This is a genomic window from Roseomonas gilardii (assembly GCF_001941945.1).
GTDB lineage: Bacteria > Pseudomonadota > Alphaproteobacteria > Acetobacterales > Acetobacteraceae > Roseomonas.
In genome coordinates this window covers 1,664,351-1,690,000 of the sequence record NZ_CP015583.1, presented here as the reverse complement: position 1 = coordinate 1,690,000, position 25,650 = coordinate 1,664,351, and the positions used below count along the sequence as shown (strand labels likewise).

At 71.0% G+C, this 25,650-nt stretch carries 21 protein-coding genes; 7 read left to right on the top strand and 14 right to left on the bottom strand.

The annotated features are described in order from the left end of the window. Positions 1 to 253: 253 nt before the first annotated feature. The gene (gene clpB / locus RGI145_RS07605) at positions 254 to 2,848 is read right to left on the bottom strand and encodes an ATP-dependent chaperone ClpB (protein ID WP_075797883.1); all 2,595 of its coding nucleotides are present in this window, start codon (positions 2,846 to 2,848) and stop codon (positions 254 to 256) included. A gap of 119 nt (positions 2,849 to 2,967) precedes the next feature. Here clpB and RGI145_RS07600 point away from each other — a divergent pair, with 119 nt between their 5' ends. From RGI145_RS07600 to RGI145_RS07590, 3 genes are all read left to right on the top strand, one after another. Next, positions 2,968 to 3,720: an MOSC domain-containing protein gene (locus RGI145_RS07600; protein WP_027279608.1), complete on the top strand. Its 753-nt coding sequence runs from the start codon at positions 2,968 to 2,970 to the stop codon at positions 3,718 to 3,720. Between the two features lie 403 nt (positions 3,721 to 4,123). Then, complete coding sequence (locus RGI145_RS07595) at positions 4,124 to 5,176, top strand: glycosyltransferase family 4 protein (protein WP_075797882.1); 1,053 nt, start codon at positions 4,124 to 4,126, stop codon at positions 5,174 to 5,176. A 247-nt stretch (positions 5,177 to 5,423) separates the two neighbouring features. Continuing rightward, positions 5,424 to 7,622 (top strand): amylo-alpha-1,6-glucosidase, encoded by a 2,199-nt coding sequence (locus RGI145_RS07590; RefSeq protein ID WP_075797881.1) that lies wholly within the window; start codon positions 5,424 to 5,426, stop codon positions 7,620 to 7,622. A gap of 145 nt (positions 7,623 to 7,767) precedes the next feature. On the opposite strand, the gene RGI145_RS07585 is transcribed toward RGI145_RS07590, so the two are convergent. The 4 genes from RGI145_RS07585 to hisS form a co-directional block, all read right to left on the bottom strand. Beyond that, positions 7,768 to 8,271, bottom strand: coding sequence for a DUF4167 domain-containing protein (locus RGI145_RS07585; protein ID WP_075797880.1), 504 nt, complete (start codon positions 8,269 to 8,271; stop codon positions 7,768 to 7,770). A gap of 345 nt (positions 8,272 to 8,616) precedes the next feature. Next, positions 8,617 to 9,486 carry a peptide chain release factor N(5)-glutamine methyltransferase gene (prmC, locus tag RGI145_RS07580; protein WP_075797879.1) on the bottom strand — a complete coding sequence of 290 codons (870 nt, stop codon included), beginning with the start codon at positions 9,484 to 9,486 and terminating at the stop codon, positions 8,617 to 8,619. A 17-nt stretch (positions 9,487 to 9,503) separates the two neighbouring features. Next, complete coding sequence (prfA, locus tag RGI145_RS07575; protein WP_075797878.1) at positions 9,504 to 10,559, bottom strand: peptide chain release factor 1; 1,056 nt, start codon at positions 10,557 to 10,559, stop codon at positions 9,504 to 9,506. 2 nt (positions 10,560 to 10,561) lie between these two features. Next, a complete protein-coding gene (gene hisS / locus RGI145_RS07570) occupies positions 10,562 to 11,818 on the bottom strand; it encodes a histidine--tRNA ligase (protein ID WP_075797877.1) in 1,257 nt (418 codons plus the stop codon). Positions 11,819 to 11,914: 96 nt separating this feature from the next. Here hisS and RGI145_RS07565 point away from each other — a divergent pair, with 96 nt between their 5' ends. Further along, on the top strand, positions 11,915 to 12,634 hold the full coding sequence (locus RGI145_RS07565; RefSeq protein WP_075797876.1) for a 2-phosphosulfolactate phosphatase: 720 nt from the start codon (positions 11,915 to 11,917) through the stop codon (positions 12,632 to 12,634). 10 nt (positions 12,635 to 12,644) lie between these two features. Here the strand turns inward: RGI145_RS07565 and ispG are convergent, their stop codons facing one another. From ispG to RGI145_RS07545, 4 genes are all read right to left on the bottom strand, one after another. Continuing rightward, positions 12,645 to 13,799, bottom strand: coding sequence for a flavodoxin-dependent (E)-4-hydroxy-3-methylbut-2-enyl-diphosphate synthase (gene ispG, locus RGI145_RS07560; protein ID WP_075797875.1), 1,155 nt, complete (start codon positions 13,797 to 13,799; stop codon positions 12,645 to 12,647). A 207-nt stretch (positions 13,800 to 14,006) separates the two neighbouring features. Continuing rightward, complete coding sequence (locus RGI145_RS07555; RefSeq protein WP_075797874.1) at positions 14,007 to 15,191, bottom strand: helix-turn-helix domain-containing protein; 1,185 nt, start codon at positions 15,189 to 15,191, stop codon at positions 14,007 to 14,009. Positions 15,192 to 15,201: 10 nt separating this feature from the next. Then, positions 15,202 to 16,263, bottom strand: a complete 1,062-nt coding sequence (locus RGI145_RS07550) for an NAD(P)H-dependent flavin oxidoreductase (protein ID WP_237183279.1) — start codon at positions 16,261 to 16,263, stop codon at positions 15,202 to 15,204. 89 nt (positions 16,264 to 16,352) lie between these two features. Then, complete coding sequence (locus tag RGI145_RS07545) at positions 16,353 to 17,588, bottom strand: aspartate kinase (protein WP_027279617.1); 1,236 nt, start codon at positions 17,586 to 17,588, stop codon at positions 16,353 to 16,355. A 128-nt stretch (positions 17,589 to 17,716) separates the two neighbouring features. Between RGI145_RS07545 and ubiG the strand changes: the two genes are divergently transcribed. Continuing rightward, complete coding sequence (gene ubiG / locus RGI145_RS07540; protein WP_075797873.1) at positions 17,717 to 18,436, top strand: bifunctional 2-polyprenyl-6-hydroxyphenol methylase/3-demethylubiquinol 3-O-methyltransferase UbiG; 720 nt, start codon at positions 17,717 to 17,719, stop codon at positions 18,434 to 18,436. 32 nt (positions 18,437 to 18,468) lie between these two features. Further along, complete coding sequence (locus RGI145_RS24970) at positions 18,469 to 19,194, top strand: hypothetical protein (protein WP_156878466.1); 726 nt, start codon at positions 18,469 to 18,471, stop codon at positions 19,192 to 19,194. Here the strand turns inward: RGI145_RS24970 and RGI145_RS07535 are convergent. The 5 genes from RGI145_RS07535 to RGI145_RS07515 form a co-directional block, all read right to left on the bottom strand. Then, positions 19,134 to 20,165 (bottom strand): histone deacetylase family protein, encoded by a 1,032-nt coding sequence (locus tag RGI145_RS07535; protein WP_075799928.1) that lies wholly within the window; start codon positions 20,163 to 20,165, stop codon positions 19,134 to 19,136. The genes RGI145_RS24970 and RGI145_RS07535 overlap by 61 nt on opposite strands. 100 nt (positions 20,166 to 20,265) lie before the next feature. Next, positions 20,266 to 22,689 carry a PAS domain S-box protein gene (locus RGI145_RS07530; protein WP_075797872.1) on the bottom strand — a complete coding sequence of 808 codons (2,424 nt, stop codon included), beginning with the start codon at positions 22,687 to 22,689 and terminating at the stop codon, positions 20,266 to 20,268. 69 nt (positions 22,690 to 22,758) lie between these two features. Beyond that, positions 22,759 to 23,259: a DUF1178 family protein gene (locus tag RGI145_RS07525; protein ID WP_075797871.1), complete on the bottom strand. Its 501-nt coding sequence runs from the start codon at positions 23,257 to 23,259 to the stop codon at positions 22,759 to 22,761. Positions 23,260 to 23,441: 182 nt separating this feature from the next. Continuing rightward, positions 23,442 to 23,699 (bottom strand): glutaredoxin 3, encoded by a 258-nt coding sequence (grxC, locus tag RGI145_RS07520; protein WP_075797870.1) that lies wholly within the window; start codon positions 23,697 to 23,699, stop codon positions 23,442 to 23,444. 40 nt (positions 23,700 to 23,739) lie between these two features. Next, the gene (locus tag RGI145_RS07515) at positions 23,740 to 24,588 is read right to left on the bottom strand and encodes a ComF family protein (protein ID WP_237183240.1); all 849 of its coding nucleotides are present in this window, start codon (positions 24,586 to 24,588) and stop codon (positions 23,740 to 23,742) included. A gap of 146 nt (positions 24,589 to 24,734) precedes the next feature. Between RGI145_RS07515 and RGI145_RS07510 the strand changes: the two genes are divergently transcribed. Next, positions 24,735 to 25,643, top strand: a complete 909-nt coding sequence (locus RGI145_RS07510) for a methyltransferase domain-containing protein (protein WP_075797869.1) — start codon at positions 24,735 to 24,737, stop codon at positions 25,641 to 25,643. Positions 25,644 to 25,650 lie beyond the last annotated feature (7 nt).

Sequence of the window (25,650 nt, the reverse complement as noted above, 5' to 3'; positions counted from 1 at the left end):
ACAGGACGACCAATCCCCCGGACCATCCTCCCTCACCGGAAAGACACATCCAGACAAATCAGCACACCCCTCAGGGGATCACGGCCCAGCGCCCCGTCAGCTCCTCAGAACCAACCCCGCCGTCCGTGGGCCGCCTTATATGGGGGCTGGCGAAGCCGGTAAACCCCCTCCGGGCGATTTTTTCACCCTATCGTCACATGGTGCCCCGGAGCCGGTCGTCCCGGGGAGGAAGCCTCTCCCCGGGACAGGTCCGTCACGCTGCGGAACGCTGCGCTTCCGCGGGCCGGTCCGTAATCTCCAGCCCATCCGGGCCGGCCGTGACCTCGACCCGGCTGCCATCCAGCACGGTACCTTCCAGCAGCATGCCGGCCAGCCGGTCCTGCAGGTTCCGCTGGATGACCCGCCGCAGCGGCCGCGCACCATAGACCGGGTCGTAGCCCGTCTCGGCCAGCCATTCCCGCGCCTTCTCGTCCAGATCCAGTGTGATCTTGCGATCCGCCAGCAGGCTCCGCAGCCGGCCGAGCTGGATATCGACGATCGAGGTCATGTCCTTCCGCGCCAGCCGGCGGAACAGCACGATCTCGTCCAGGCGGTTCAGGAATTCCGGCCGGAACCGGCTCCGCACCACGTTCATCACCTGCCCGCGCACCAGGTCCACGTCCTCGTCATCCGGCTGTGCGGCCAGGATTTCGGAACCCAGGTTGCTGGTCAGCACGATCAGCGTGTTGCGGAAATCGACCGTCCGCCCCTGCCCATCCGTCAGCCGCCCATCGTCGAGCACCTGCAGCAGGATGTTGAAGACGTCGTCATGCGCCTTCTCCACCTCGTCGAACAGGATGACCTGATAGGGCCGCCGCCGCACTGCCTCGGTGAGAGCACCGCCTTCCTCATAGCCGACATAGCCCGGAGGAGCGCCGATCAGCCGGGCGACCGCGTGCTTCTCCATGTATTCCGACATGTCGATGCGCAGCAGCGCCTTGTCGTCGTCGAACAGGAAGCTCGCCAGCGCCTTGGTCAGCTCGGTCTTGCCCACGCCAGTCGGGCCCAGGAATAGGAAGGAGCCGATCGGCCGGTTCGGGTCCTGCAAGCCGGCACGGGCACGCCGCACCGCCTTGGACACCGCCTCCAGCGCCTCCTCCTGGCCGACGACCCGCTTGCGCAGCGCGTCCTCCATGCGGAGCAGCTTGGCCCGCTCGCCCTCCAGCATCCGGTCCACCGGGATGCCGGTCCAGCGGCTCACCACCTGGGCGATGCTTTCCTCGGTCACGGCCTCGTTCACCAGCTGGCCGCCATCGCCCGCCTGGGCGATCTGCGCCTCCAGCTTGGGGATCACGCCGTACATCAGCTCGCCGGCCCGGCCATAGTCGCCCTTGCGCTGTGCCAGTTCCACCTCGGTCCGGGCGCGGTCCAGCTCCTCCTTGGCCTTCTGAGCGCTGTTGAGCTTGTCCTTCTCCTCCTGCCAGCGCTGGGTCAGGGTGTTGGAACGCTCTTCCAGATCGGCGATCTCGCGCTCCAGCCGCTCCAGCCGGTCGCGAGAGGCCGTGTCCGTCTCGCGCTTCAACGCCTCGCGCTCGATACGGAGCTGCATCAGCCGGCGGTCGAGCTCGTCCAGTTCCTCCGGCTTGCTGTCCACCTGCATCCGCAGACGGGAGGCCGCCTCGTCCACCAGGTCGATCGCCTTGTCCGGCAGGAAGCGGTCGGTGATGTAGCGGTTCGAAAGCGTCGCCGCCGCCACCAGGGCCGAGTCCGCGATGCGGACGCCGTGGTGCAGCTCGTACTTCTCCCGGATGCCGCGCAGGATGGAGATGGTGTCCTCCACGCTCGGCTCGCCCACGAAGACCGGCTGGAAGCGACGGGCCAGGGCCGCGTCCTTCTCCACATACTTCCGGTACTCATCCAGCGTGGTCGCGCCGATGCAGTGCAGCTCGCCGCGCGCCAGGGCGGGCTTCAGCAGGTTGGCCGCATCCATCGCGCCATCCGCCTTGCCCGCGCCCATCAGCGTATGCATCTCGTCGATGAAGAGGATGACCTCGCCCGCCGCGGCCTCGATCTCGGAGAGCACGGCCTTCAGCCGCTCCTCGAACTCGCCACGGTACTTGGCGCCGGCCACCAGCGCGCCGAGGTCGAGCGCCAGCACCTGCTTGTTCTTCAGCGCCTCCGGCACGTCGCCATTGACGATGCGCAGCGCCAGCCCCTCGACGATCGCCGTCTTGCCGACACCGGGCTCGCCGATCAGCACGGGATTGTTCTTGGTCCGCCGGGCAAGCACCTGGATCGAGCGGCGGATCTCCTCGTCACGTCCGATCACCGGGTCGAGCTTGCCTTCCCGCGCCGCGGCGGTCAGGTCGCGGGCATACTTCTTCAGCGCATCGAAATTCTGCTCGGCGCTCGGGCTGTCCACGGTCCGGCCCTTGCGGAGCTGCGTCACCGCCGCCTCCAGCGCCTTGACCGTCACGCCCGCCTGCTTCAGCGCCCGCCCGGCGGCGGTGTCGCTGCCGGCCAGGGCGACCAGCAGCCGGTCCTGCGCCACATAGGCGTCGCCCGCCTTGGTCGCCTGTTGCTGCGCGGCATCCAGCACCCGCATCAGCTCCGGCGTCACCTGCGGCTGCCCGGCGCCGCTGCCCTTCACCACCGGCAGGCGCGCCACCTCGGCATCCACTTCGCGCTTGGCGGCAATGGGATCGGCGCCGGCGGCCCGGATCAGCCCGGCGGCCGCGCCTTCCTCGTCGTCCAGCAGCGCCTTGAGCAGGTGCTGCGGGGTGATCTGCTGGTGGAACTCGCGGATCGCGATGGTCTGCGCGGCCTGAAGGAATCCGCGCGCGCGTTCGGTAAGCTTCTCGATATCCATCTGTTATGGCCCCTCCTTTGAGGCGACCGGCACCGTCCATCCCTGATCAGGCAATGGGGGCGCCGTTGCTGCCTCCGATGTGGTAACGCTCGAACAGGGAGTTCAAGAGGTTAGCCGTCATGCGCATCGAACATCTCTACCGCTACCCGGTCAAAGGGCTGAGCGCCGAGAGCCTGGAGGAGATCACGCTCGCGGAGGGCGAGGTCATCCCGCATGATCGCCGCTTCGCCCTTGCGCAGGGCGACGCGCCCTTCGACGAGGCCGCGCCGCGTTTCCTGCCGAAGCAGAACTTCGCCTGCCTGATGGCGAATGCCCGGGTGGCCCTGCTGCACAGCGCCTTCGACTCGCGCTCCGGTCTCCTGGTGATCCGGGGCCCCGGCGAGGAACGGATCGCGGCATCCACGCGCACCGCCGAGGGCCGCGCCACGCTTTCCGATTTCGTGACCCGATTCCTCGGCGAGGAGGCTCGCGGCCAGCTCCGATTCGTCGAGGCGCCGGGCCATGCCTTCACCGACCAGAAGCGCAAGGGCGTCTCCCTGCTCAACCTGGCCAGCCTGCGGGCACTGGAGGAGGCTATCGGCCGTCGGCTCGACCCGCTCCGCTTCCGCGCCAATATCTATTTCTCCGGCCTGCCCGCCTGGGCCGAGTTCGGCTGGCTGGGACAGGAGGTTCTGCTGGGCGGTGCGCGACTGGAGGTCTTCAAGCGCACGGTGCGCTGCCCGGCGACCCAGGTGGATCTGGAGTCCGGGGAGCGGGACTGCGACGTGCCACGTCTGCTCCGGGAGCATTTCGGCCATGCGGATCTGGGCGTGCATGCCGCCGTGCTGGAAGGCGGCCGCGTGGCGGTGGGCGATTCCCTGGAACCGGTCTGACCACCCTCCTCGGCCGGACACCATGCCAGGACGCTCAGGACCCTGTGGGATCAGTGGGATGGGCCGAGGCGGCGGTTCCGGCCGGCGGTCCCCGCCCTCGGGGCATGGCCTTCCACGGACGGAAAAGCCGGCTCCGCTTGATGCCCCGTGGTCATGCCCCGGAACCGATCCGTTCCCGTGCCGCCACGAAAACGCCGCAATGCGGCCCTGATGGCGTCCAGAGACGCGGCGCAACTGTGTCCTGTTGCACGGCACCATCGTGCAGGACGAAACCGGATGGGCGGTTCTTCGCTTATGCGAAATAACCGCCCGGAGTCTGAGGCCAGCCCCGGCCCGGGGCTGCCTCCGATCCTCGCCAGCGGACCCGTCCTGTACCGGACCGTATCGAGGAGAGACTTCGAGAATGCGTATCGCCCAGGTGGCCCCGCTGGCCGAGGCCGTCCCCCCCAAGCTGTACGGGGGAACCGAGCGTATCGTCTCCTACCTGACCGAGGAACTGGTCGCGATGGGGCATGACGTGACCCTCTTCGCTTCCGGCGACAGCATCACCAGCGCCAATCTGGAAGCGGTCGTGCCGATGGCCCTGCGCCTGGACCCGGAGTCGCGCGACCCGGTCTCGCCGCATGTGCTGGCGGTGACGCGGGTCGTGGACATGCTCGACCAGTTCGACATCGTGCATTTCCACATCGACCATTTCCAGCTCCCCGTGATGCGGGAGCGGGACACGCCCTACGTCACCACCTTCCACGGCCGGCTCGACCTCAAGGAGCTCCAGCCGCTGATGGATGCCTATCCGCGGGCGCCCTTCATCTCGATCTCCGATTCGCAGCGCCGTCCGCTGAAGAACGTGAACTGGGCGGGCACCATCCTGCACGGCCTGCCCAAGGACCTGCTGCCCTATGGCGAGGGCGAGGGCGGCTACCTTGCCTTCCTGGGCCGCATCTCGCCGGAGAAGGGACCGGACGCCGCGATCCGCATCGCCCGCGCAGCCGGCATTCCGCTGAAGATCGCCGCCAAGGTGGACCGCGCCGACAAGGACTATTTCGACGAGGTCATCCGGCCGATGCTGGACGGCCCCGGCGTGGAGTTCATCGGCGAGATCAACGAGCAGGAAAAGGCCGCCTTCCTCGGCAAGGCCCGCGCCCTGCTGATGCCGATCTGCTGGCCCGAGCCCTTCGGCCTGGTGATGATCGAGGCCATGTCCTGCGGCACCCCGGTGATCGCCTTCAGCCACGGCTCCGTGCCGGAGGTGATCGATCCCGGCCGCTCCGGCTTCATCGTGCATGACGAGGTGAATGCCGTGGCCGCCGTGAAGCGCCTGGGCGAGCTGAGCCGCCACAAGGTCCGGGCCTGCTTCGAGGAGCGCTTCACCGCCCGCCGCATGGCCGAGGACCATCTCGCCCTCTACCACGGGATGATCGCGCAGCAGCGGCCGGCGGTTCTGCGGGCCGTCTGATACGGTTGCGGACCGGCGCATGTCCCCCTGGACAGGCGCCGGCCGCTTCCGGGAAACTCCGCCCCGCAAGCGGAAGTTGAGGCAGTCCGGTGGGGTCGGACTGCCTTTTCCGTTCCTCTCCGGTCCTTCCATGGCCCTCGGGCCGGAGAAGGCCGAGCCGCGTCCCGTGCGGCGCCCCTGCCGGGGGCGTGGCCGGGGCTGGCCCTGGAACGGCGCTTCCGCAGAGAGCAACAGGGGCAGAGACAGCATGAACGATTCGCCGGCGCCATCCGTCGTCAACACGGAAGGGGAATGGGCGATCGCCGCGACCGCCGCCACGGCCCTGAGCCTCTACCGGCCCCGGACGCTGAAATGCGGCGACACCTTCCTGGTCCTGGATCACTACGGCGATGCCCAGGCGATCGGGAACACGGCGGAGGGCCTGTTCCACGACGACGCTCGCCATCTGTCGCGCATGTCGCTGCGCCTGGGTGGCATCCGGCCGCTGCTGCTGTCCTCGGCGGTCAGCCAGGACAACGCGCTGCTTTCCATCAACATGACCAATCCCGACCTGCACCTGACCGACGGGACGGTACTGAAGCGGGACACGCTGCATCTGCAGCGGAAGATGGTCCTGGGCCCGGGCGTGGTGCAGGAGCGTCTCTATGTCGAGAATTTCGGCGACAAGCCGCTGAGCTTCGAGATCTCGCTCACCCATTCCGCCGATTTCGCCGACATCTTCGAGGTGCGCGGCATGAAGCGCGCCCGCCGCGGCGAAAGGCACGCCGTGGCCAAGACCGGGGCCGGGATACGCCTCGGCTATACCGGGCTGGATGGCGTCATCCGCAACACCGACCTGATCTTCGAGCCCCGGCCGGCCCGCCACCAGGGCCGCGAGAGCATCTGGCAGCTCGCCCTGGAGCCCGGCGAATCCTGGCATCTCGGCGTGACCATCCGCTGTCTCCGCAGCGACCGGGCACCGGAGCCGGTGCCGGATTTCGAGACGCTGCTGGGCGACCTGCGGCGCTGGACCATGCGGCGGGTGGAGGAGCGGGCCATGGTCCATACCTCCAACGCCGCCTTCAATGACTGGGTCCACCGCTCCCAGGCCGATCTGGCCATGCTCACCACCAGCATGCCCCAGGGCCCCTTCCCCTATGCCGGCATTCCCTGGTTCTCCTGCCCCTTCGGGCGGGACAGCCTGATCTCGGCGTTGCAATGCCTTTGGGTGGACCCTTTCCTGGCGCGCGGAACGCTGCGCTTCCTGGCCGCGCATCAGGCGGAGACGCTGGACCCGAAGCGGGACGCCGAGCCGGGCAAGATCCTGCACGAGATGCGCCGCGGCGAGATGGCGGCGCTGGGGGAGGTCCCCTTCGGCCAGTACTATGGCTCGGTCGATTCCACGCCGCTCTTCGTGGTGCTCGCCGCCGCCTATGCAGAGCGCAGCGGCGACCTCGCGACGATCCGCGAGATCTGGCCGGCCGTCGTCCGGGCCCTGGGCTGGATGGAGGCACATGGCGGATCGGGCGAGGACGGGCTGCTCCGCTATGACCGGCGCTCGGTGAACGGGCTGGTCAACCAGGGCTGGAAGGACAGTTTCGACAGCGTCTTCCACGCCGATGGCCGCCTCGCCGACGCGCCGATCGCGCTGATCGAGGTGCAGGCCTATGCCGAGGCGGCCTGGCGCGGCGCGGCGCAACTGGCCAACCTGCTCAGCGTGGAGGGGGAGGCCGCGCGGGACTGGCTGGCAAGGGCCGACGCGCTACGGGACACCGTGGATCGCCTCTTCTGGTGCGAGGATCTCGGGACCTACGCCCTGGCGCTGGATGGGGAGAACCGCCCCTGCCGCGTCCGCAACAGCAATGCCGGCCATGCCCTGCTGACCGGCCTCGCCCTGCCGGAACGGGCGGCGCAACTCGCCGAGACCCTGCTGCACCCGCGATCCTTCTGCGGCTGGGGCATCCGGACCATCCCAGAGGGCGAGGCCCGCTACAACCCGATGTCCTACCACAATGGCAGCGTCTGGCCGCACGACAACGGGCTGATCGCCATGGGGCTGAAGCGCTATGGCATGAACGAGGCCCTGGAGCGCCTCGCCAGCGGGCTCTTCGACACGGCGCTGGCCGTGGACATGAAGCGCCTGCCGGAACTCTTCTGCGGCTTCCCGCGTATCGATGCCGAGGGGCCGACCGCCTATCCGGTCGCCTGCCTGCCGCAGGCCTGGGCCGCCGCAAGCGCCTTCGCGGTGATCGGCGCCATGCTGGGGATTTCCTTCCGGCCGGAAATGCGGGTGATCCGCTTCCTCCATCCGGTCCTGCCGCCCTGGCTGGAAGAGCTGCGCATCGACAACCTGACGCTGAACGACGCCAGCGTCGATGTCCGGCTGCGTCGCCACGGCACGGACGGCAGCGTGTCGCTGAACGTCCTGGGCCGGCGCGGCGATGTCGAGGTGGCGGTCATCACCTGAAGCACGGCCTCTCGGCCCGGCCCGTCCGAAGGGGGCTGGGCCGGGAGGGCGGCCAGGCCGCCTGTCCCACGCGGCGGGACGCCCGCCCGGACGGACCGGCCCGTTACCGGACGGTCGTCACCGGGCCGGCGTCAGGGCGCCATCGTCACTGGATGGGGTGGCGAGGGTCGTCCGAGGCGTCGTCGCTGTCGGAATGGCCATTGAGGCCCTGTTCCTCACCCTCGCCCGGCTCGCCGCCCTGGCCCTGGTCGTCGCTGCCGGCACTGTTCTGCCAGCGGCGCCGGTCGCCATTGCGCTCGCCATTCTGCCGGTCGCCGTTCTGGCGATCGCCCGGCTGGTTCTGCTGCTGCGCCTGGGTCATGGCGTTCAGGATGCGGAAATAGTGCTCGGCGTGCTGGAAATAGCTTTCCGCCATCACGCGGTCGCCAGAGCCGGTCGCGTCGCGGCCGAGCTGGAGATACTTCTCGAAAAGCTGCTGGGCCGTGCCCCGCATCCGCATATCCGGTCCGGAAGAGTCGAACACGTGGTTCCGGTTCATCGGCTGCTGGCCGCTTTGGCGGAAACCGCCGCCGCCACCGCCACCTCCGCCCTGTTGGCCGCCGCCGCCATGACGGTGGCCGCCACGGCCGCGCATGCGCTTCATATTCATGGGTGTCGTGTTCGCACTCTCATGCTGCAGCCGGCCGGGGGCAACTTCGTGCTCCGCCGACTGGACTAGCGATGGTGGTTCTCTTCCCACGCGGCACGCCGGCTGGTGGATTTGCCACCTCAATCGCCGAACGTGACAACCTGCTTACGCCTCTTGAGGTCCGCAGGGTCCGCCAGGGCAACCTAGCGGCGCCATTCGGCCGCGCCAACCCTTTTTTCGGGGCCGCGACGGGCAACCGGCATACGGCATGGCAAAGGTGCCATGCGCCGCATGGGAAACGATGCCGGTTGCCGCACAGATAGGCAGGCCCGCCCGCGTTTTCCAGGGGTACGACGGGGGCAATGGTCAAGGCGCCACGACCAGGGCACGGGCGACGCCGCCCAGGTCCTGCCTCGCCCCTGGCACCCGCAGCCCTGCATCGCGCATCAGCGCGGTGACCGCCGGTTCCTGCCCCTCTCCGAGTTCGAGCACGGCCCGGCCCCGGGGCGCCAGCAGCCGTGGCAGGCATCTCGCCAGGGCGCGATAGGCCACCAGCCCGTCGCGCCCGCCATCCAGGGCGGAAAGGGGCTCGTGCCGCGCCACCTCGGGCATCAGCCCGGCGATGGCCGCGCTTTCGATATAGGGCGGGTTGGACAGGATCAGGTCGAAGCGCCCCGCCAGCGCTTCCGCCCAGGAGCCGGCCAGGAAGGCGCATCGCTCCCCGAGTGCGTTGCGGCGGGCGTTCCGCGCGGCCAGCGCCGCCGCCCCCGGCACGAGGTCCACCCCCACCCCGAAGGCTGCCGGGAACTCCACCAGCGCCGCCAGCAGGATCGCCCCGGTGCCGGTGCCGAGGTCGAGGATGCGCCCTACAGCCGCCCGTTCCGGGAACAGCTCCAGCGCCGCCTCGATCAGCGCCTCGGTATCGGCGCGCGGGATCAGCGTGTCCGGCGAGGTCGCGAGGTCCAGCGTCCAGAAGCCCTGGCTGCCGGTGAGATAGGCCATCGGCGCCCCGTCCAGGCGGCGTCGGAGCATCTCCGCGAAATGCGCGGCGGCCGCCCCCGGCACCGGGGCGCGCGGATCGCGCAGCAGGGCCTCCTGCGTCACCCCCATGGCATGAGACAGCAGCATCCGCGCCTCCATCCGCGGCTGCGGGATGGCGGCGGCGCGCAGATGCTGCCCCGCCCGGCACAGGAAGGCGCCGACCGAGCCCTCCGGATCGGCGCAGGCCCCGCTCATGCTCCGCCTACTCCCACCTATTCCCCTTGGGCCGCCAGGCGGGCCGCCTGGTCCTCGGCGGTCAGGGCGTCGATCAGCTCGTCCAGTTCGCCCAGCATCACCCGGTCGATCTTGTGCAGGGTCAGGCCGATCCGGTGGTCCGTCACCCGCCCCTGGGGGAAATTGTAGGTGCGGATGCGCTCGCTGCGGTCGCCCGTGCCGACCTGGGCGCGGCGCGCATCGGTGCGCGTGGCGGCAAGGCTGGTGCGCTGCGCATCGTACAGCCGGGCGCGCAGCACCTTCATCGCCTTGGCGCGGTTCTTGTGCTGGGAGCGCTCCTCCTGCATCGCCACCACGACGCCCGTGGGCAGGTGAGTGATGCGGACGGCGCTGTCCGTCTTGTTCACGTGCTGTCCGCCGGCGCCCGAGGCGCGGTAGGTGTCGATCCGCAGGTCCTTCTCGTCGATCTGCACATCCACCTCCTCCGCCTCCGGCAGCACGGCCACCGTGACGGTCGAGGTATGGATGCGGCCCTGCGTTTCCGTGGCCGGCACGCGCTGCACGCGATGGACGCCGGATTCGAACTTCAGCCGGGCGAAGACCCCCTGCCCCGCGATCTCGGCGCTGGCCCCCTTCACGCCGCCTAGCTCGTTCTCGTCATAGTCCAGCACCTCGAACCGCCAGCGGCGCGACTCGGCATAGCGCTGATAGGCGCGGAACAGCTCGGCGGCGAAGAGCCCCGCCTCGTCCCCGCCCGCGGCGGGGCGGATCTCCAGGATGGCGGAACGCTCGTCGGCGGCGTCCTTCGGCAGCAGCATGAGGCGGATCTCATGCTCCAGCGCGGGCACGGCCTCCTTCTGCGCCTGGTACTCCACCTCCGCCAGTTCGCGCATCTCCGGATCGGCCAGCAGCGCCTCGGCCTCGTCCCGGGCGCGCTCGGCATTCCGCAGGGCGGTGACCTTCTCCACCAGCGGGTCGAGCTCCGAAAGCTCCCTGGTCAGCGCCCCGATCTGCCCGCCATCCGCCGTGTTCAGCGTGTGGCGGATCTCCTCGGCGCGGAGCAGGAGCCGGTCCAGCTTCTCCGGAAGCGCCACGGTCAGCCCTCGCCCGCCTCCAGCAGCGCGGCGGCCAGCGCATCCAGCGGCACCTCCCGCTGCGTGCCGGCATCGAGGTCCTTCACCTGTGCCACGCCGCGCGCCAGCTCCTCCTCGCCGATCAGCACGGCGGCGCGCGCCTTCAGCTTGTTGGCCCGCTCCATGCGGCGCTTGGTGTTGCCCTTGTAGGCGATCTCCGCGACCAGCCCGCTCCGGCGCAGCGACTGCACCGCCGCGATCGCCGCTGCCTCGGCCGCCTCGCCCACGGGGATCACCGCCACCGGGCGCGGCGCCTCGGGGGCGCCCTCCATCAGCATGGACAGCCGCTCGATCCCCGCCGCCCAGCCGACCGAGGGGGTGTGCGGCCCGCCCATCTCCTCGACCAGCCCGTCATAGCGGCCGCCGGCCATCACTGTGCCCTGGGCGCCCAGCCGCTCCGTCACGAACTCGAAGGCGGTGTGGCTGTAGTAGTCCAGCCCCCGCACGATGTTCGGATTGACCCGGTAGGGCACGCCGAACCCGTCCAGGTAGCGCCGCACCGCGTCGTAATGCGCCCGCGCCGCCTCGGTCAGGTGGTCGTGGATCGAGGGCGCATCGGCCACCAGCGCCTTGTCGCCCGCGTCCTTGCTGTCGAGGATGCGGAGCGGGTTCTTCTCCAGCCGCACCAGGCTGTCGGCGGAAAGGCTCTCCTTCCGCTCGGTGAAATAGGACACCAGCGCCGCACGGTGCGCGTCGCGCGATGGCGCGTCGCCCAGCGTGTTGATCTCCAGTACCGTGCCCTCGGCGATGCCCAGTTCCTGCTGGATGTGCCAGCCGCAGGCGATGGCCTCGGCATCCGAGAGCGGCTCCGCCGCGCCCAGGATTTCCAGGCCGATCTGGTGGAATTGCCGGTAGCGGCCCTTCTGCGGCCGCTCGTAGCGGAACATCGGCCCGGCATAGAAGACCTTGCGCGGCAGGTTGCCCTGGGTCAGCCCGTTCGAGACCAGGGCGCGGCAGACGCCCGCCGTGCCTTCGGGCCGCAGCGTCAGGCTTTCCCCGCCCCGGTCCGGGAAGGTGTACATCTCCTTCGAGACGACATCCGAGGTCTCGCCCAGCGAGCGCGAGAAGACCCGAGTGTCCTCGAAGACGGGCGTCGCCCATTCCTCGAAGCCGTAGAGCGACGCGACGCGCCGCGCGGTGGCGATGACATGGTGGTGCCGGGCGAAATCCTCGCCGATGAGGTCGCGCGTGCCGCGGGCGGGCTGAAGCTGGGAGGCCATGATGGGGCGCAGTTACCACCGCTCGCCCGTTTGGGCGAGAGATGGTGGAATGCTGCTGGCCCCGGCAGGCGGGGGCGGCGGAAGCAAGGGAGACCCATGCCGGACATTCTCTGCGAATGGGGCATGGCCGGGCTCCTCGCCCTCCATGAACGGGTCGCGGCGCTGGTGATCGTCGATGTCCTGTCCTTTTCCACCGCCGTGGACATCGCCGTGGCGCGCGGCGCGCTGGTGCATCCCTTCCCCTTCCAGGACCAGCGGGCGGCACAGCAGGAGGCACTGCGCCTCGGGGCCACCCTGGCCTATCCCCGGAATGCGGCCGGCGGCCAGTACAGCCTTTCCCCCGCCAGCCTCGCCACCATACCGCGCGGCACGCGGCTACTGTTGCCTTCGCCCAACGGGTCCCGCCTCTCGGTCGCCGCCGCCGCGACGAGGCGGCGCGTCCCGGTGCTGGCCGGCTGCCTGCGCAATGCCCGTGCGGTGGCGGCAGCCGCGCGCCGCCTCGCCGGCCGTGGCCCGGTGGGGGTGATCCCGGCGGGAGAGCTCTGGCCCGATGGCGGCCTGCGCCCGGCAGTCGAGGACCTGCTCGGGGCCGGGGCGATCATCGGGCATCTGGGTGGCGAGGCCTCGCCCGAGGCGGAGGTCGCGCGCGATGCCTGGCAGGCGGCAGGGCACCGGCTGGGCGGGATGATCCGCCTTTGCACCTCCGGGCAGGAGCTGGTGTCGCGCGGCTATTCCGGCGATGTGGACCTGGCGGTGGAGGAGGATGTCAGCGCCACGGCCCCTCTGCTGCGGGACGGCGCCTACCGCGCCGCCTGATCCGCAGCCACTACTCCGCGGCTTGGGGCGCCTCGTGGCCCTGCTCGTTGCGCTCGGCCTCGGCCTTCTTCTCGGCCAGGAGCTGCGCCGCCTTGGCCTCCACCAGCCCGACGATGTGCTCGATCATGTCGCCATTCTCGACCGTGTGGTCGGTCTTGCCGGCGGCATAGACCATGTGCCGGCCATTGCCGCCGCCGGTGACGCCGAGATCGGTCATCAGCGCCTCGCCCGGCCCGTTCACCACGCAGCCGATGATCGAGAGGCTCATCGGCACCTCGATATGGGCGAGGCGTTCCTCCAGCGTGGCCACGGTCTGGATCACGTTGAAGCCCTGGCGGGCGCAGGAGGGGCAGGAGATGATCTTCACGCCCCGGTGCCGCAGGCCCAGGGTCTTCAGCATCTCCCAGCCGACATAGACCTCCTCCTCCGGCTCGGCGGAGAGGGAGACACGGATCGTGTCGCCGATCCCGGCCCAGAGCAGGTTGCCGATGCCGATCGACGACTTCACCGTGCCCGCGCGCTTGCCGCCCGCCTCGGTGATGCCGACATGCAGCGGATGGTCGCAGGCCTCGGCCAGGGCGGTATAGGCCGCCACCGCCAGGAAGACGTCCGAGGCCTTCACGCTGATCTTGAACTCGTCGAAGCCGTTCTGGAGCAGGTGGTCGGCATGCCACAGGGCGCTCTCGACCAGCGCCTCCGGGTTCGGCTCGCCATACTTCTCCAGCAGGTGCTTCTCCAGGCTGCCGGCGTTCACGCCGATGCGGATCGAGCAGCCATGGTCGCGGGCGGCCTTGATGACCTCCTTCACCCGCTCCGCCGAGCCGATATTGCCCGGGTTGATGCGCAGGCAGGCGGCGCCGTTCTGCGCCGCCTCGATGGCGCGCTTGTAGTGGAAGTGGATGTCCGCCACGACCGGCACGTTCACCTCGCGGGTGATCTCGCGCAGCGCCGCCGTCGCCTCCGGCGTCGGGCAGGAGACGCGGACGATGTCCACCCCCGCGACCTCCGCCCGGCGGATCTGGGCGATCGTTGCCTCGGCATCCTCGGTCGGGGTGTTGGTCATGGTCTGGACGGAGATCGGCGCATCCCCGCCCACCAGCACGTTGCCCACGCGGATCTGGCGGGACTTGCGACGCAGGATCTGCTGGTAGGGACGGTAGGACATGGAAATTCCTGTGCGGCCGGCAGGGAATAGTCAGTTCAGACTGTTCGGACGGCGAAGATATGGCAGGAGCCAGGGCGGGGGCCAAGCCTTGGCGGGGTGCGCGAGGACCGGGGCGGCCATGACGGGCGGAGGCGGCCCGCGGCTTTCACCGAAATGTCACGCCCCGTCCCTGCCGGTTTTCCCGGCGGGGAGCCCGGGCAGACGGCCTCAGCCGCCTGCCGGAGCCGGGTTGCGGAGCCGGTCGGGGTCCAGCGGGATATCCCGCACCACATTGGTCCGGCCCGCCAGGAAGGGACTGGCCTGCCCGTCCACGATGATCTCCAGCGCATCCGCCTTGCCGGTGGTCAGGGTCATCCCCTCGCCCGCCGGCACGGTATAGGTCTCGCCCGGCCGTAGCAGGCGGCTCAGCAGCGGACGGCTGGCCCCCTTCGCCCGGATCTGGACCCAGGACCCCTCTCCCGGGCCGGGCGCGGCGCGCAGCACGATGCGGCCCTGGCCATCCGCCTGGTTGGGCGCGGTGGGCGTGACAGGCGCGGCCAGGGGCGGCGGCACCGGGGCGGCAGGCGCCTCACCCGTCGTGGGCGCGGTCGCACCCTGGGTCGGCTGTGCAGCCGGAGCCGGGGCCTGTGGCGCCACCGGACGCGGCGCGGCCGTCTGGGCCTGCTGCGTCGCCGGCCCGGGGGTGCTCCCCCCAGGAAGGTTATTGCCGGGAAGGGTGCCGGGCACCCCGCCAGCCGCGGGAGCGGTCGGCCGGGCGGGCGTCGGCGCCACGGAGGCGGCCGTCCCCTGCTGGCCAGGGCCGGGTGCCGGATTCGGAGCCGGCGCCGGGCTGGGCGCATGGCCCTGCCCGCCCCCGGCGGCGGGGGGCGAGGCGGGCACCACCTGTCCCAGGGTCGGCGGCAGCACGGGCGCGGCGGGGCGGGGCGCCGTTCCGGCGGCCTCCTCCAGCCGGCGCGGCGGCGCCTGGACCTGGTCCACGCTGCGGTCGCCCGATCCGCTCCACTGCCACCAGGCCACGTAGCTGCCGATCGCCAGCACGGCACCGATCAGGATCACCGCGCCGGCGGGCACGCCGCGCTTGGGCACGGGCTCCGGGAAAACGAGGTCGGTGCGCTGCTTCGCCGCCGCCCCGGCCCCGTCGCGGAAGCGCCGGGTCAGCTCCTCCGCATCCAGGCCCAGGGACTGGGCATAGGAGCGCACGAAGCCGAGCGCATAGGTCGGCCCCGGAAGGTCGCGCGTCCGCCCCTCCTCCAGCGCCGACAGATAGCGGCGGCTGATGCGGAGGTGCTCGGACATGTCCTCGATCGTCGCGCCGATCGCCAGGCGGGCGTCGCGAAGCTCTGATCCCACCCCGGAATTGTCGAGGGCGGTCGGTTCCACTGTTCTGGCCATAGGCGTCATGTCATCGGGCAAGAAACGACCCTATCCCGCAGCTTGCGGCGGAGCAAACCCCCCCGGGGCCGCTCCGGTTTAACGGGCGGGCAGGTCCCCGCGCGGCGATCGCCGCCGCCGCCTGGGCCATGATCTCGGCGAGGATGGCCGCCACCGGCTCCTCCCGCGCCACCATGCCGACCGACTGGCCGGCCATCAGGGAGCCGTTCTCCACATCGCCATCGACCACCGCCCGGCGCAGCGCCCCGGCCCAGAAATGCTCGATGTCGAGCTGCGCGGCCTCCTTCGTCAGCTCCCCCGCCCGGAAGCGGCGGATCACCTCGGCCTGATGCTCCAGGAAGCGCTTCGTGCCCGCGTTCTGCAGGGCGCGGACGGGGATGACGGGGAAGCTCTCGTCGAGCTGCACGGTCGGCAGGGCGTCACGGGCCGCGCCGCGGATGAAGGCGCGCTTGAAGTTCGCATGCGCCACGCATTCCGAGGCGCAAACGAAGCGGGTGCCGATCTGCGCCCCGGCGGCGCCCATCTCCAGGTAGGAGAGGATCGCCTCGCCGCGCCCGATGCCGCCAGCCACGAAGACCGGCACGTCGCGGATATGGGGCAGGATCTCCTGCGCCAGCACGTTCAGGCTGACTGGGCCGATATGCCCGCCGGCCTCGGAGCCCTCGATCACCAGGGCATCCGCGCCGGAGCGGACCAGCTTCTTCGCCAGGGCCAGGGCCGGGGCGAAGCAGATCACCCGGGCGCCGGCATCCTTGGCCTTGCGGATCGCGGGGCCGGGCGGGATGCCGCCGGCGAAGACGATATGGCCCACCTTCGCGTCCAGGCAGACCTGCACCAGCGCCTCCAGCCGGGGATGCATGGTGATCAGGTTCACGCCGAAGGGCTTGTCCGTCAGCGCCTGGGTCGCCGCGATCTCCTCGGCCAGCCGCGGCGGCTCCATGGCGCCGCAGGCCAGCACGCCGAAGGCGCCGGCCTCGCTCAACGCCGCCACCAGGTTGCGCTCGCTGACCCAGGACATGGCGCCGCCCAGGATCGCCCAGCGGGAGCCCAGGAAGCCCGCCCCCCGCGCCATCAGCCGGTCGAGTTCGGCGAAGGCCCAGTCGGGCACCGTGGGACCGGTGCCTCCCTCGGCCGGCGGAACGGTGGGGGACGGGGCGAGCATCAGGCCTGAGCCTTCCCGGCCGGCGCGTCGAGGCCATAGGCCGTGTGCAGGGCGCGCACCGCCAGCTCGGTGTACTCCACGCCGATCAGCACCGAGGTCTTGATCTCGGAAGTCGAGATGACCTGGATGTTGATCCCCTTCTCGGCCAGCGTGTTGAACATCGTGGCCGCCACGCCGGCATGGGAGCGCATGCCGATGCCGACGATGGAGATCTTGGCGACCTCGGGATCGGTCAGGATGGCGTCGAAGCCGATGGAAGACCGGGCGTTCTCCAGCGTCTCCCGCGCGCGCGGCAGGTCGGTCTTGCCCACGGTGAAGGTCATGTCCGTGGTGCCGTCGGCGCCCAGGTTCTGGACGATCATATCCACGTTCACATTGGCCGCCGAGAGTGGGCCGAACACATGGGCGGCGATGCCGGGCTTGTCCGGCAGGCGGCGCAGGGTGATCTTCGCCTCGTCGCGCGAATAGGCGACGCCGGTCACAACGGGCTGTTCCACGATCTCGTCCTCGTCCACCACCAGGGAGCCCGGCTTGTCCTCGAAGGAGGACAGGACCTGCACCCGAACCTTCTGCTTCATCGCCAGCTCGACCGAGCGGGTCTGCAACACCTTGGCCCCCACCGAGGCCAGTTCCAGCATCTCCTCGAAGCTCACGCGCTCCAGCTTGCGGGCGCGCGGCACGATGCGGGGGTCGGTCGTGTAGATGCCGTCCACATCGGTGTAGATATCGCAGCGGTCGGCCTTCACCGCCGCCGCCACGGCCACCGCCGAAAGGTCGGAGCCGCCGCGGCCCAGCGTGGTGATGCGCTCCCGTGGGCCGATGCCCTGGAAGCCCGCGATCACCGGCACCTGCCCGGCCTTCATCCGCTCGATCAGCGCCGAGCCGTCGATCTCCTCGACCCGCGCCTTGCCATGCGCGCCATCGGTGCGGATCGGCACCTGCCAGCCCTGCCAGGACCGGGCATCGACGCCCTCGGCCTGCAGGGCGATGGCGGTGAGGCCGGTCGTCACCTGCTCGCCGGTCGCGACGACCACGTCGTATTCCCGCGCATCGTGCAGCGGCGACAGGTCGGTGCAGTATTTCACCAGCTGGTTGGTCACGCCCGACATGGCGGAGACCACCACGGCGACCTCGTTGCCAGCCTCGACCTCGCGCTTCACGCGGCGGGCGACATTGCGGATACGGTCCAGGTCGGCGACGGAGGTGCCGCCGAACTTCATCACGATACGGGCCATGGCGCCGGGCGTTTTCCGGTTCTGCTAAGGAGCGGCGGCGGTTGCGCGCCGCGAAGGGTCGGGACAGATACCGGGCGCTGCGGGTGGCTGCAACCTCGTCCGCACCACGACACCCTTGGGAGAATCGCATGTCCGGCACGGCGAGGGCGGAGGAGATCGCGAAATTCGATGCGCTGGCGGATCGCTGGTGGGACCCGCGCGGCCCCATGGCGCCCCTTCATGCCATGAACCCGCTGCGCTGCGGCTGGGTGGCGGAGCGGCTGGCGCGGCGCCTGGGCCGGCCAGGGGAAGACCTGTCCGGCCTGCGGGTGCTGGATGTCGGCTGCGGTGCCGGGCTGGCCAGCGAGGCACTGGCGCGGCGGGGCGCCAGCGTCACCGGCATCGACGCGGCCGGCGCCGCGCTGGAGGCCGCGCGGGTCCATGCCGCCCGGTCCGGCCTGGAGATCGACTACCGTGCCGCCCGTCCCGAGGAGCTGACCGGCGAATGGGATGCGGTGGTCTCGCTGGAGGTCATCGAGCATGTGGCGCCGGAGGAGCGCCCGGCCTTTCTCGGCGCCCTGGCGCGGCTGACCCGGCCCGGCGGCGCCGTCTTCCTGTCCACGCTGAACCGCACGCCGCGCGCCTTCCTGATGGCGAAGCTGGGGGCGGAGTATGTGCTCCGGCTGCTGCCGCGCGGCACCCATGACTGGAAGCTCTTCATGACGCCGGCCGAGCTGGGGACCGGGCTGCGCGAGGCCGGACTGCGGGTGGAGGACATCGCGGGGATGAGCTTCGATCCGCTCAGCCGACGCTGGAAGGCCACGCGGGATGTCGGGGTGAACTATATCCTGATGGCAGGCAGAGATTAACATGCAACCTTGGGTTGTTTCCGAAGGGAAACGTGCACGACAATGCCGTGCCGCGCCTTTCGGAGTCGTCCGCCCTGCTTCCTGCCTCAATCCGGCGTGCTGCCCTGTTCCCGGCGGCCACGCTCGTTCTCGCCTTGGTCGGCCTCGCCGCCTGCGGAGGCATCTCCCGTAAGCCGGGCGAACCGCCGCCCCCGCTGCCCGAGGGCTACCGCCGCTCCGCTGCCTTCCACATGCTCCTCGATTACGAGAAGGACGGCACCGGGCCGGCGGAGATCGAGTCCACGCCCTGGCGCGCTAGTTCGCTGCTCGGGGGAGAGCGGACCTATCTGCTGGCGCGCTATCCGGTCCGCCGCAGGGACTGGCTTGGCCGCGATGCGGAGGGCATGCGCTGCTTCAGCATCGTCACGTCCTGGCGGCCCGGCGAGCCGGAGATCCGCTACGAGATCGGCCACCAGAGGCGCGACCCGCCATCCTGCATGGAGACGGTGGCACTGGAGCCCTTCACCGAACTGAACGGAGATGCGCCGCCGGTCGGAGGACTGCAAAGCACGGGGGCAGCAGCCCTGCATCCTCCACAGCACCTTTCCCGGAAGCGAGGCGGAACTTCTCCGCAAGATCGAGCAGTGGAACACCCCGGCCTTGCCGCGCAGCAACCCGTTTCGCTGACCGGGCCGTCAGGCCCGGCGGCGCTCCTGCCTCAGCGCCCGAAGCCGGTCAGGAAGCGTTCCAGCAGCCCGCCGATCACCTCCACGGCATAGCCGCCTTCCTGCACGATGGCGGTGGGCAGGAGCAGGCCGCCGATGGCCTCGCCGGCCCGGGCGAAACCGTCCTCGGTGACCGAGAGGGCGTTCAGCGGCTCGTCCTTCGAGGCATCGAAGCCCAGGCTGACCACCAGCGCCTCCGCGCCGAAGTCCCGGATGGCGCCCAGGCCGGTGCCGATCGCCTCCAGCCATTCCGGATCGCCGCTGCCCAGGGCCAGCGGCAGGTTCAGGTTGAACCCGGCGCCCATCCCCCCGCCACGCTCGTCGGCATGGCCGACATACCAGGGGTAGTAGCGGTCCGGATCGCCATGGACCGACACGAAGAGCACGTCGTCGCGCTCCCAGAAGATGCCCTGGGTGCCGTTGCCGTGGTGGCTGTCGATGTCGAGCACGGCGACCTTGCCCGCGCCCCGGGCACGCAGCCGCTCCGCCGCCAGGGCCGCGTTGTTCAGGTAGCAGTGCCCGCCGGCCCGGGCGGCATAGGCGTGGTGCCCGGGCGGCCGCGCCAGCGCATAGGCGGAACCGCCGCCCGCCACCACCTCGGCCGCGGCCAGGGCACCGGCCGCCGCCAGCGCGGAAGCCTCCCAGGTTCCCGGCCCGATCGGGCAGGAGGTGTCGGCGGTGTACCAGCCGGTCTTGCCGATGATCGTGGCGGAACGCCGCGCGCCCTGGGCCAGCATCTCGGGCGAGGGGTGCATGTTGGGCACCACCTCCTCCCCATGGCCCGGCATGGCCTCCCATTCCGTCAGGGCGGTCCGCAGGAAGTCCAGGTAGTCCGGGGCATGGACCGTGCCGAGGGCCGCGGCGTCCGCCTCCGCCGGGGCGGCGATCTCCAGCCCCATGCGCCGGCAGGCCGCGAGCAGCGCCTCCGCCCGGGCCGGAACCTCGAAATGCGGCCGCAACCGCCCCCGCTGCAGGAAGAAGCGCGGCGCATGCGCCAGTTGCCGGTCGTCCCAGAAGACCTTCATGCCGGTTCCCATCCGTGTCCGCCCGGCAGCTTCCCGCCCCCGGCGATTCCCGGCAAGGCCGCCCGCCGCGTTCCGGGGCACGGCCCCCAGCGGTGGGCGCTCAGCGGCCCGGCGGCCCGTCCAGCACCCCACGCACCCGCGCCGCCAGCTCGGCGAAGGTGAAGGGCTTGCCGATCACCTCCACGCCCGCATCCAGCCGGCCGTGATGCGTCAGGGCGTCGCGGGCATAGCCGCTGGTGAAGAGCACCTTCATCCCCGGCCGCAGCAGCCGCGCCCGCGCCGCCAGCTCCGCCCCGTTCATGCCGTTGGGCAGCACCACGTCGGAAAACAGCAGGTCCGGCACCAGCGAGGGCGAATCCTCCAGCAGCCGCAGCGTGCCCGGCCCGTCCTCCGCCTCGATCACCTGATAGCCGAGCTCCGACAGCACCTCCACCGAGTAGCTGCGGACATCGGCGTCGTCCTCCACCACCAGGATGCTTTCCTGCCGGGCGCGGGCGGCCGGCGCGGGCTCCGCCTCCGGTGGTGCCTCCTCCTCGGCGGAAACCAGGCGCGGCAGGTAGATCCGCACCGTGGTGCCCAGTCCGGGCTCCGAATAGATCCGCACATGGCCACCGGACTGGCGCACGAAGCCATAGGTCATGGACAGGCCCAGCCCCGTCCCCTGCCCCACCGGCTTGGTGGTGAAGAAGGGCTCGAAGACCCGGCCGATCACCTCCTGGTCCATGCCCGTGCCGGTATCGGTCACGCTGACCACCACATACTGGCCCGGCCCCATCTCCTCGCCACGCAGGGTGATGGCTTCCGTAAGGGTCAGGTTCTCCGTCTCGATCGCCAGCCTGCCGCCGCCGGGCATGGCATCGCGCGCATTCACCGCGAGGTTCAGCAGCGCATTCTCCAACTGCCCCGGATCAGCCTCGACCCGCCACAGATCCGGCGCCAGGGCGGTGCGGATGGAGATGGTCTCGCCCAGGGTACGGGCCAGCAGGTCTGACATCCCCTCCACCAGCCCGTTCACCTGCAAGGCGCGCGGTGCCAGGGGCTGGCGGCGGGAGAAGGCCAGGAGGCGCTGCGTCAGCACCGCCGCGCGGCGGGCACCGCTCGCGGCATTCTCGGCCGAGCGCCGCAACCGGCCCGCCTCGGCCGGCAGGCTGCGCTGCAGGATGTCCAGATTGCCCAGCACCACCTGCAACAGGTTGTTGAAATCATGCGCTACGCCGCCGGTGAGCTGGCCGATCGCCTCCATCTTCTGCGACTGGCGGAGCTGCGCCTCCGTGCGGCGGAGGATATCGTCCTGCCGCCGCTCCACCGTCACGTCGCGGCCCACCGCATGCAGGAACTCGCCATCCGGCACGACGTTCCAGGAGATCCGGCGGTAGGAGCCGTCCCGGTGCCGGATGCGGTTCTCGAAATGCTCGACCCCCTGGCCATCCGCTAGGCGCGCGAGCTGGACGCGGGTCAGGGCCAAGTCCTGCGGATGCACGAAGCCCAGGATGCCGGTCCCGGAGGGCGGTTCGGCGGGCCAGCCCAGGACGCGTTCCCAGGCCGGGTTCACCGCCTCCGCCGTCAGGTCCCCCTGGCGGATCACCACCATGATGTCCTGGGAGTACTGCCAGATGCGGTGCAGGTCCCGGCTGCTCTGCTCGACCCTGGCCTCCAGCTTCTCGCGGGAGCGGAGCAGCGCCTCCTCCTCGCGCTTCCGCGCCGTGGTGTCGCTCACCACGCCGACGAAGCGGACGCAGCGTCCCTCCTCGAAGAAACTCTGTCCGGTCAGCGACAGCCAGCGCTCCCGGCGGTCCAGCAGCCCGACGATCCGGAACTCCGTAGTCAGCCGCCCGCTGCCGGCGGGCGAGAAAGAGTCCTCCATCTCCTTGCGGACCCGCGCGCGCATGCGCGGGTGCAGGGCGGCCAGGAAGCTGTCCTCATAGGTCAGGGACCGCGCGTCATCCGGTGGTAGGCCGAACATGACGCAGCAGGCGACATTCCAGTGCAGCACGCCACTGGCGACGTCGAGGTCCCAGGTGCCGAGGCCGCTCGCCTCCACCGCGAGGCGCGCGCCCGCCTCGCTGACGCGCAACGCCCGCTCGACCCGCATGACGTCGCGGGCCACGGTCACGTCGTGTAGCGTGGCCAGGAAATAGCGGACCTGGCCCTGCGCGTCCCGCAGCGGGCCGATGCGGACCTCGTTGCGGAAGGGCGTCCCGTCCCGCCGGTAGTTCAGCAGCTCGACGGTGATGTCGCGCGCGCCCTCCAGAGCGTCCCGGAGGGCGGCCACCGTGGCGCGGTCCGTGGCGGGGCCCTGGAGGAAGCGGCAGTTCCGGCCCAGCACTTCCCAGCCGGCATAGCCCGTCATCTGAAGGAAGGCGGCATTGGCGAAGACGATCGGGTTGTCCGCGCGCGCCGGATCGGTCAGCACCATGGGCGCCGGGCTGTAGCCGGCGACGACGAGGAAAGGCAGGCCAGGGTCGGAAAAATCGCTGGCCAGGGCGGATCCGGTGTCGCGCTCCCAGCGCTCCAGCCTTTCCATCAGCCGGCACGCCGGATCGCGTCACCGTGGCAGGGCGTCCTGACGTAGCCCCCGCCACGGCAAAGGACATCACCCATCCGACCGGGGCACCCAGGGGATGCGGGCGATCTCGATGCCCTCGTCGCGCAGTGCCTCGGCCTCGGCATCCGTGGCCTCGCCATAGATGCCCCGGCGCTCGCTCTCGCCCGCCTGCATCCGCCGCGCCTCCTCGCTGAATTCGCTGCCCACATAGTCGCAGTTGCGCTCGACCTCGGCGCGGATGCGCTGCAGTAGCGCCATGACCTGGGCGGGCATCGGCCCCGCTGCCACGGGCTGGGTCGCGGGGCCCGGTGCGGCGGGCACGGGCGGCGAGGGAGCCGCCGCATCGGGAAGGGCCGGACCGGCCACAGGGCCGGCCTCCGGCCGCGGCTTCGCGATCGCGGGCGCCATCAGCGCGCGCTGGACCTGTGTCCCGCCGCAGACCGGACATTCCACGAGGCCAGCCCTGGCGAGTTTCTCGAAACCGGCACTGTCCTTGAACCAGCCATCGAACTCGTGGCCGCCTTCGCAACGCAGCTGGTAGTGGATCATCCCTGTCCTGTTCTCGGCTCCGTCAGCGCCACGCCACCCCATGGGGGCCGGGACGCCAGCATTCCGGTCCCGCAAGCCATACACCCGTCCAGCCCCCTATTTGGCACTGGGGCCTCCCGGGTGCCAGTACGGCCATGCCCACCCGCCGGAACCCCCGGCGGACGCCACGCCGGGCGCGGGGGTCAGGCCGCCAGCAGGCCGTCCAGCTTGCCCGCGCGGTCCAGCGCGAAGAGATCGTCGCAGCCGCCGATCGCCTCTCCGTCGATGAAGATCTGCGGTACCGTGGTGCGGCCGCCGGACCGGCGGACCGCTTCCTCGCGCGCCGGGGACCCATGCGGCGCATCAGATTCCTCGAAAACGACGCCCTTGCGCGTCAGCAGCGTCTTCGCGCGCGCGCAATAGGGACAGAAGGGGGTGGTGAAGATCTCGACCTTGGCCATGTCCCTTCAATTCGTTCCGCCAAGCCTCCGGGTCAAGCCGTCACCCGGCCCCATCCGCGGCACCAGGCGAGTCCCGGGGCAGCACGCGGGCCGCCGCCAGCACATCGACCTCCCGTGCCCCGGCCTCCAGCAGGGCGCGGGCGCAGGCGGCGGCGGTCGCGCCGCTGGTGAGCACGTCGTCCACCAGCAGCACGCGCTGCCCGGCGATGGCGCGGCGCCCCCTGGGCGTCACCAGGAAGGCGCCTTCCACCTCCATCACCCGTCCGGCCGCGCCAAGACCACCCAGGGAGGCCGTGCCGCGGGTCCGGCGCAGCCCGTCGGGCAGCCAGGGCCTCGCGGCATGCCGCCCCAGATGACGCGCCAGCAGGGCCGATTGGTTGTATCGGCGCCGCAGCAGGCGCCGCCAGTGCAGCGGCACCGGAACCAGGATTCCGGCCTCCGCCAGCAGCTCCTGACCCGCCAGCGCCATGGCGCGCGCGATCGGGCGCGCCAGATCGGGACGGTCGCCATGCTTGAAGGGCAGGATCAGGCGCTTCGGCACCTCCCCATAGACGAAAGCGGCGCGCGCCCGGGCGAAGGGGAAAGGCCGTTCCGCGCAGGGTGCGCAGAAGAGGCGCCCCCCGACCGGCACGCCCTGCTCCACATGCAGGAAAGGCACGCCGCAGCCGTCGCAGAGCGGATCGCCGATCCGTTGCAGATCCCGGAAGCAGGAGGGGCAGAAGGCGCCGTGGCGCATCACCGGCTCCCGGCAGGTGAGGCAACCGGGCGGCAGCAGCGCATCCAGCAGCCCCTCCCCCACCCGGCCTGCGAGACGGCCCCAGCTTCGCCAGGGGCCGGGCGCCGCTTCCATCCCGCTCAACGTCCACCCCGCCCGGCGCCATCGCGCCATCCGCCCCTCATGCCCCTCGCCCCCGCTCCAGCCACCGCCCCTTCCCGGACACCCACCCGTTCTACCCCCTGGCTCCCGCCGGTCCGGCGCCGGCAGCCGGCACTACCCCCTGGCGCCGCGGCCCGCTTCGCGCCATCTGCCGCTGCATGTCCGCGCCGCATCAGGTCTTCGACCGCCACCTCCACCGCCTCCGCCGCGACCGCTCCGCCGGAAGCCTGAGTCGGGTGGCCCCCATCCTGGAAGAAGCCGCCGACCGGCTGCTGGACCGTCTGGACGACTTCACGCTGCGCTTCGACCGCGCCCTCGACCTCGGCGGACGGGGCGTGGTGGCGCCGCGGCTGCACGCCCGCGGCGTCGGACAGGTGGTGTCCATGGACATGTCCGTGGCCCTGGCGCGGCAGGCTGGCGGCCTGCCGGTCGCCGGGGACGAGGAATGGCTGCCCTTCGCCGAGAACAGCTTCGACCTGGTGGTGGCCAGCCTGTCGCTGCACTGGGTGAACGACCTTCCCGGTGCCCTGGTACAGATCCGGCGCACGCTGCGCCCGGACGGACTCTTCCTGGCCAGCGTCCCGGCGCTGGGCACCCTGCAGAACCTGCGCGAGTCCCTGGCCGCCGAGGAGGAGGCGCTGCGTGGCGGCGTCTCGCCGCGTGTCTCGCCCTTCCCGGAGGTCTCGGACGGCGCGGCCCTGTTGCAGCGGGCGGGGTTCGCCTTGCCGGTGGCGGATGCGGAGACCCTTCGCCTCGCCTATCGCTCGCCGCTCGCCCTGCTGCGCGACCTGCGTGCGGCCGGGGAAACCAACGCGGTCCTGGCCCGGGACTCGCGCCCGGTGCCGCGCGCACTGTTCCCGGCGGCACTGGCCCGGTTGGCGGGGGGGGCAGCACCGGATGAGCCGGTGCCCGTCACCCTGCGCCTCCTGACGCTGACCGGCTGGGCGCCGGCTCCGACCCAGCAGCAGCCCGCCCAGCCTGGCAGCGCCACGGTCCGACTGGCGGAGGCGCTGGGCACCGAGGAACGGAGCCTGGGCGAAGCCCCGCCCGGCCCCCGGGGGCGCTGACCCCGGC

What these genes read in the sequence shown, in the direction of transcription:
- RGI145_RS07525 (WP_075797871.1), bottom strand. Translation starts at nt 23,259, where the DNA reads ATGATCCACTACCAGCTGCGTTGCGAAGGCGGCCACGAGTTCGATGGC.
- RGI145_RS07565 (WP_075797876.1), top strand. Translation starts at nt 11,915, where the DNA reads ATGCCGGACATTCTCTGCGAATGGGGCATGGCCGGGCTCCTCGCCCTC.
- RGI145_RS07600 (WP_027279608.1), top strand. Translation starts at nt 2,968, where the DNA reads ATGCGCATCGAACATCTCTACCGCTACCCGGTCAAAGGGCTGAGCGCC.
- ispG (WP_075797875.1), bottom strand. Translation starts at nt 13,799, where the DNA reads ATGTCCTACCGTCCCTACCAGCAGATCCTGCGTCGCAAGTCCCGCCAG.
- clpB (WP_075797883.1), bottom strand. Translation starts at nt 2,848, where the DNA reads ATGGATATCGAGAAGCTTACCGAACGCGCGCGCGGATTCCTTCAGGCC.
- grxC (WP_075797870.1), bottom strand. Translation starts at nt 23,699, where the DNA reads ATGGCCAAGGTCGAGATCTTCACCACCCCCTTCTGTCCCTATTGCGCG.
- RGI145_RS07515 (WP_237183240.1), bottom strand. Translation starts at nt 24,588, where the DNA reads ATGGCGCGATGGCGCCGGGCGGGGTGGACGTTGAGCGGGATGGAAGCG.
- RGI145_RS07555 (WP_075797874.1), bottom strand. Translation starts at nt 15,191, where the DNA reads ATGGCCAGAACAGTGGAACCGACCGCCCTCGACAATTCCGGGGTGGGA.
- RGI145_RS07595 (WP_075797882.1), top strand. Translation starts at nt 4,124, where the DNA reads ATGCGTATCGCCCAGGTGGCCCCGCTGGCCGAGGCCGTCCCCCCCAAG.
- prmC (WP_075797879.1), bottom strand. Translation starts at nt 9,486, where the DNA reads ATGAGCGGGGCCTGCGCCGATCCGGAGGGCTCGGTCGGCGCCTTCCTG.
- RGI145_RS07510 (WP_075797869.1), top strand. Translation starts at nt 24,735, where the DNA reads ATGTCCGCGCCGCATCAGGTCTTCGACCGCCACCTCCACCGCCTCCGC.
- ubiG (WP_075797873.1), top strand. Translation starts at nt 17,717, where the DNA reads ATGTCCGGCACGGCGAGGGCGGAGGAGATCGCGAAATTCGATGCGCTG.
- RGI145_RS07585 (WP_075797880.1), bottom strand. Translation starts at nt 8,271, where the DNA reads ATGAATATGAAGCGCATGCGCGGCCGTGGCGGCCACCGTCATGGCGGC.
- RGI145_RS07545 (WP_027279617.1), bottom strand. Translation starts at nt 17,588, where the DNA reads ATGGCCCGTATCGTGATGAAGTTCGGCGGCACCTCCGTCGCCGACCTG.
- RGI145_RS07590 (WP_075797881.1), top strand. Translation starts at nt 5,424, where the DNA reads ATGAACGATTCGCCGGCGCCATCCGTCGTCAACACGGAAGGGGAATGG.
- hisS (WP_075797877.1), bottom strand. Translation starts at nt 11,818, where the DNA reads ATGGCCTCCCAGCTTCAGCCCGCCCGCGGCACGCGCGACCTCATCGGC.
- RGI145_RS07550 (WP_237183279.1), bottom strand. Translation starts at nt 16,263, where the DNA reads ATGGCGCGGGGGGCGGGCTTCCTGGGCTCCCGCTGGGCGATCCTGGGC.
- RGI145_RS07530 (WP_075797872.1), bottom strand. Translation starts at nt 22,689, where the DNA reads ATGGAAAGGCTGGAGCGCTGGGAGCGCGACACCGGATCCGCCCTGGCC.
- RGI145_RS07535 (WP_075799928.1), bottom strand. Translation starts at nt 20,165, where the DNA reads ATGAAGGTCTTCTGGGACGACCGGCAACTGGCGCATGCGCCGCGCTTC.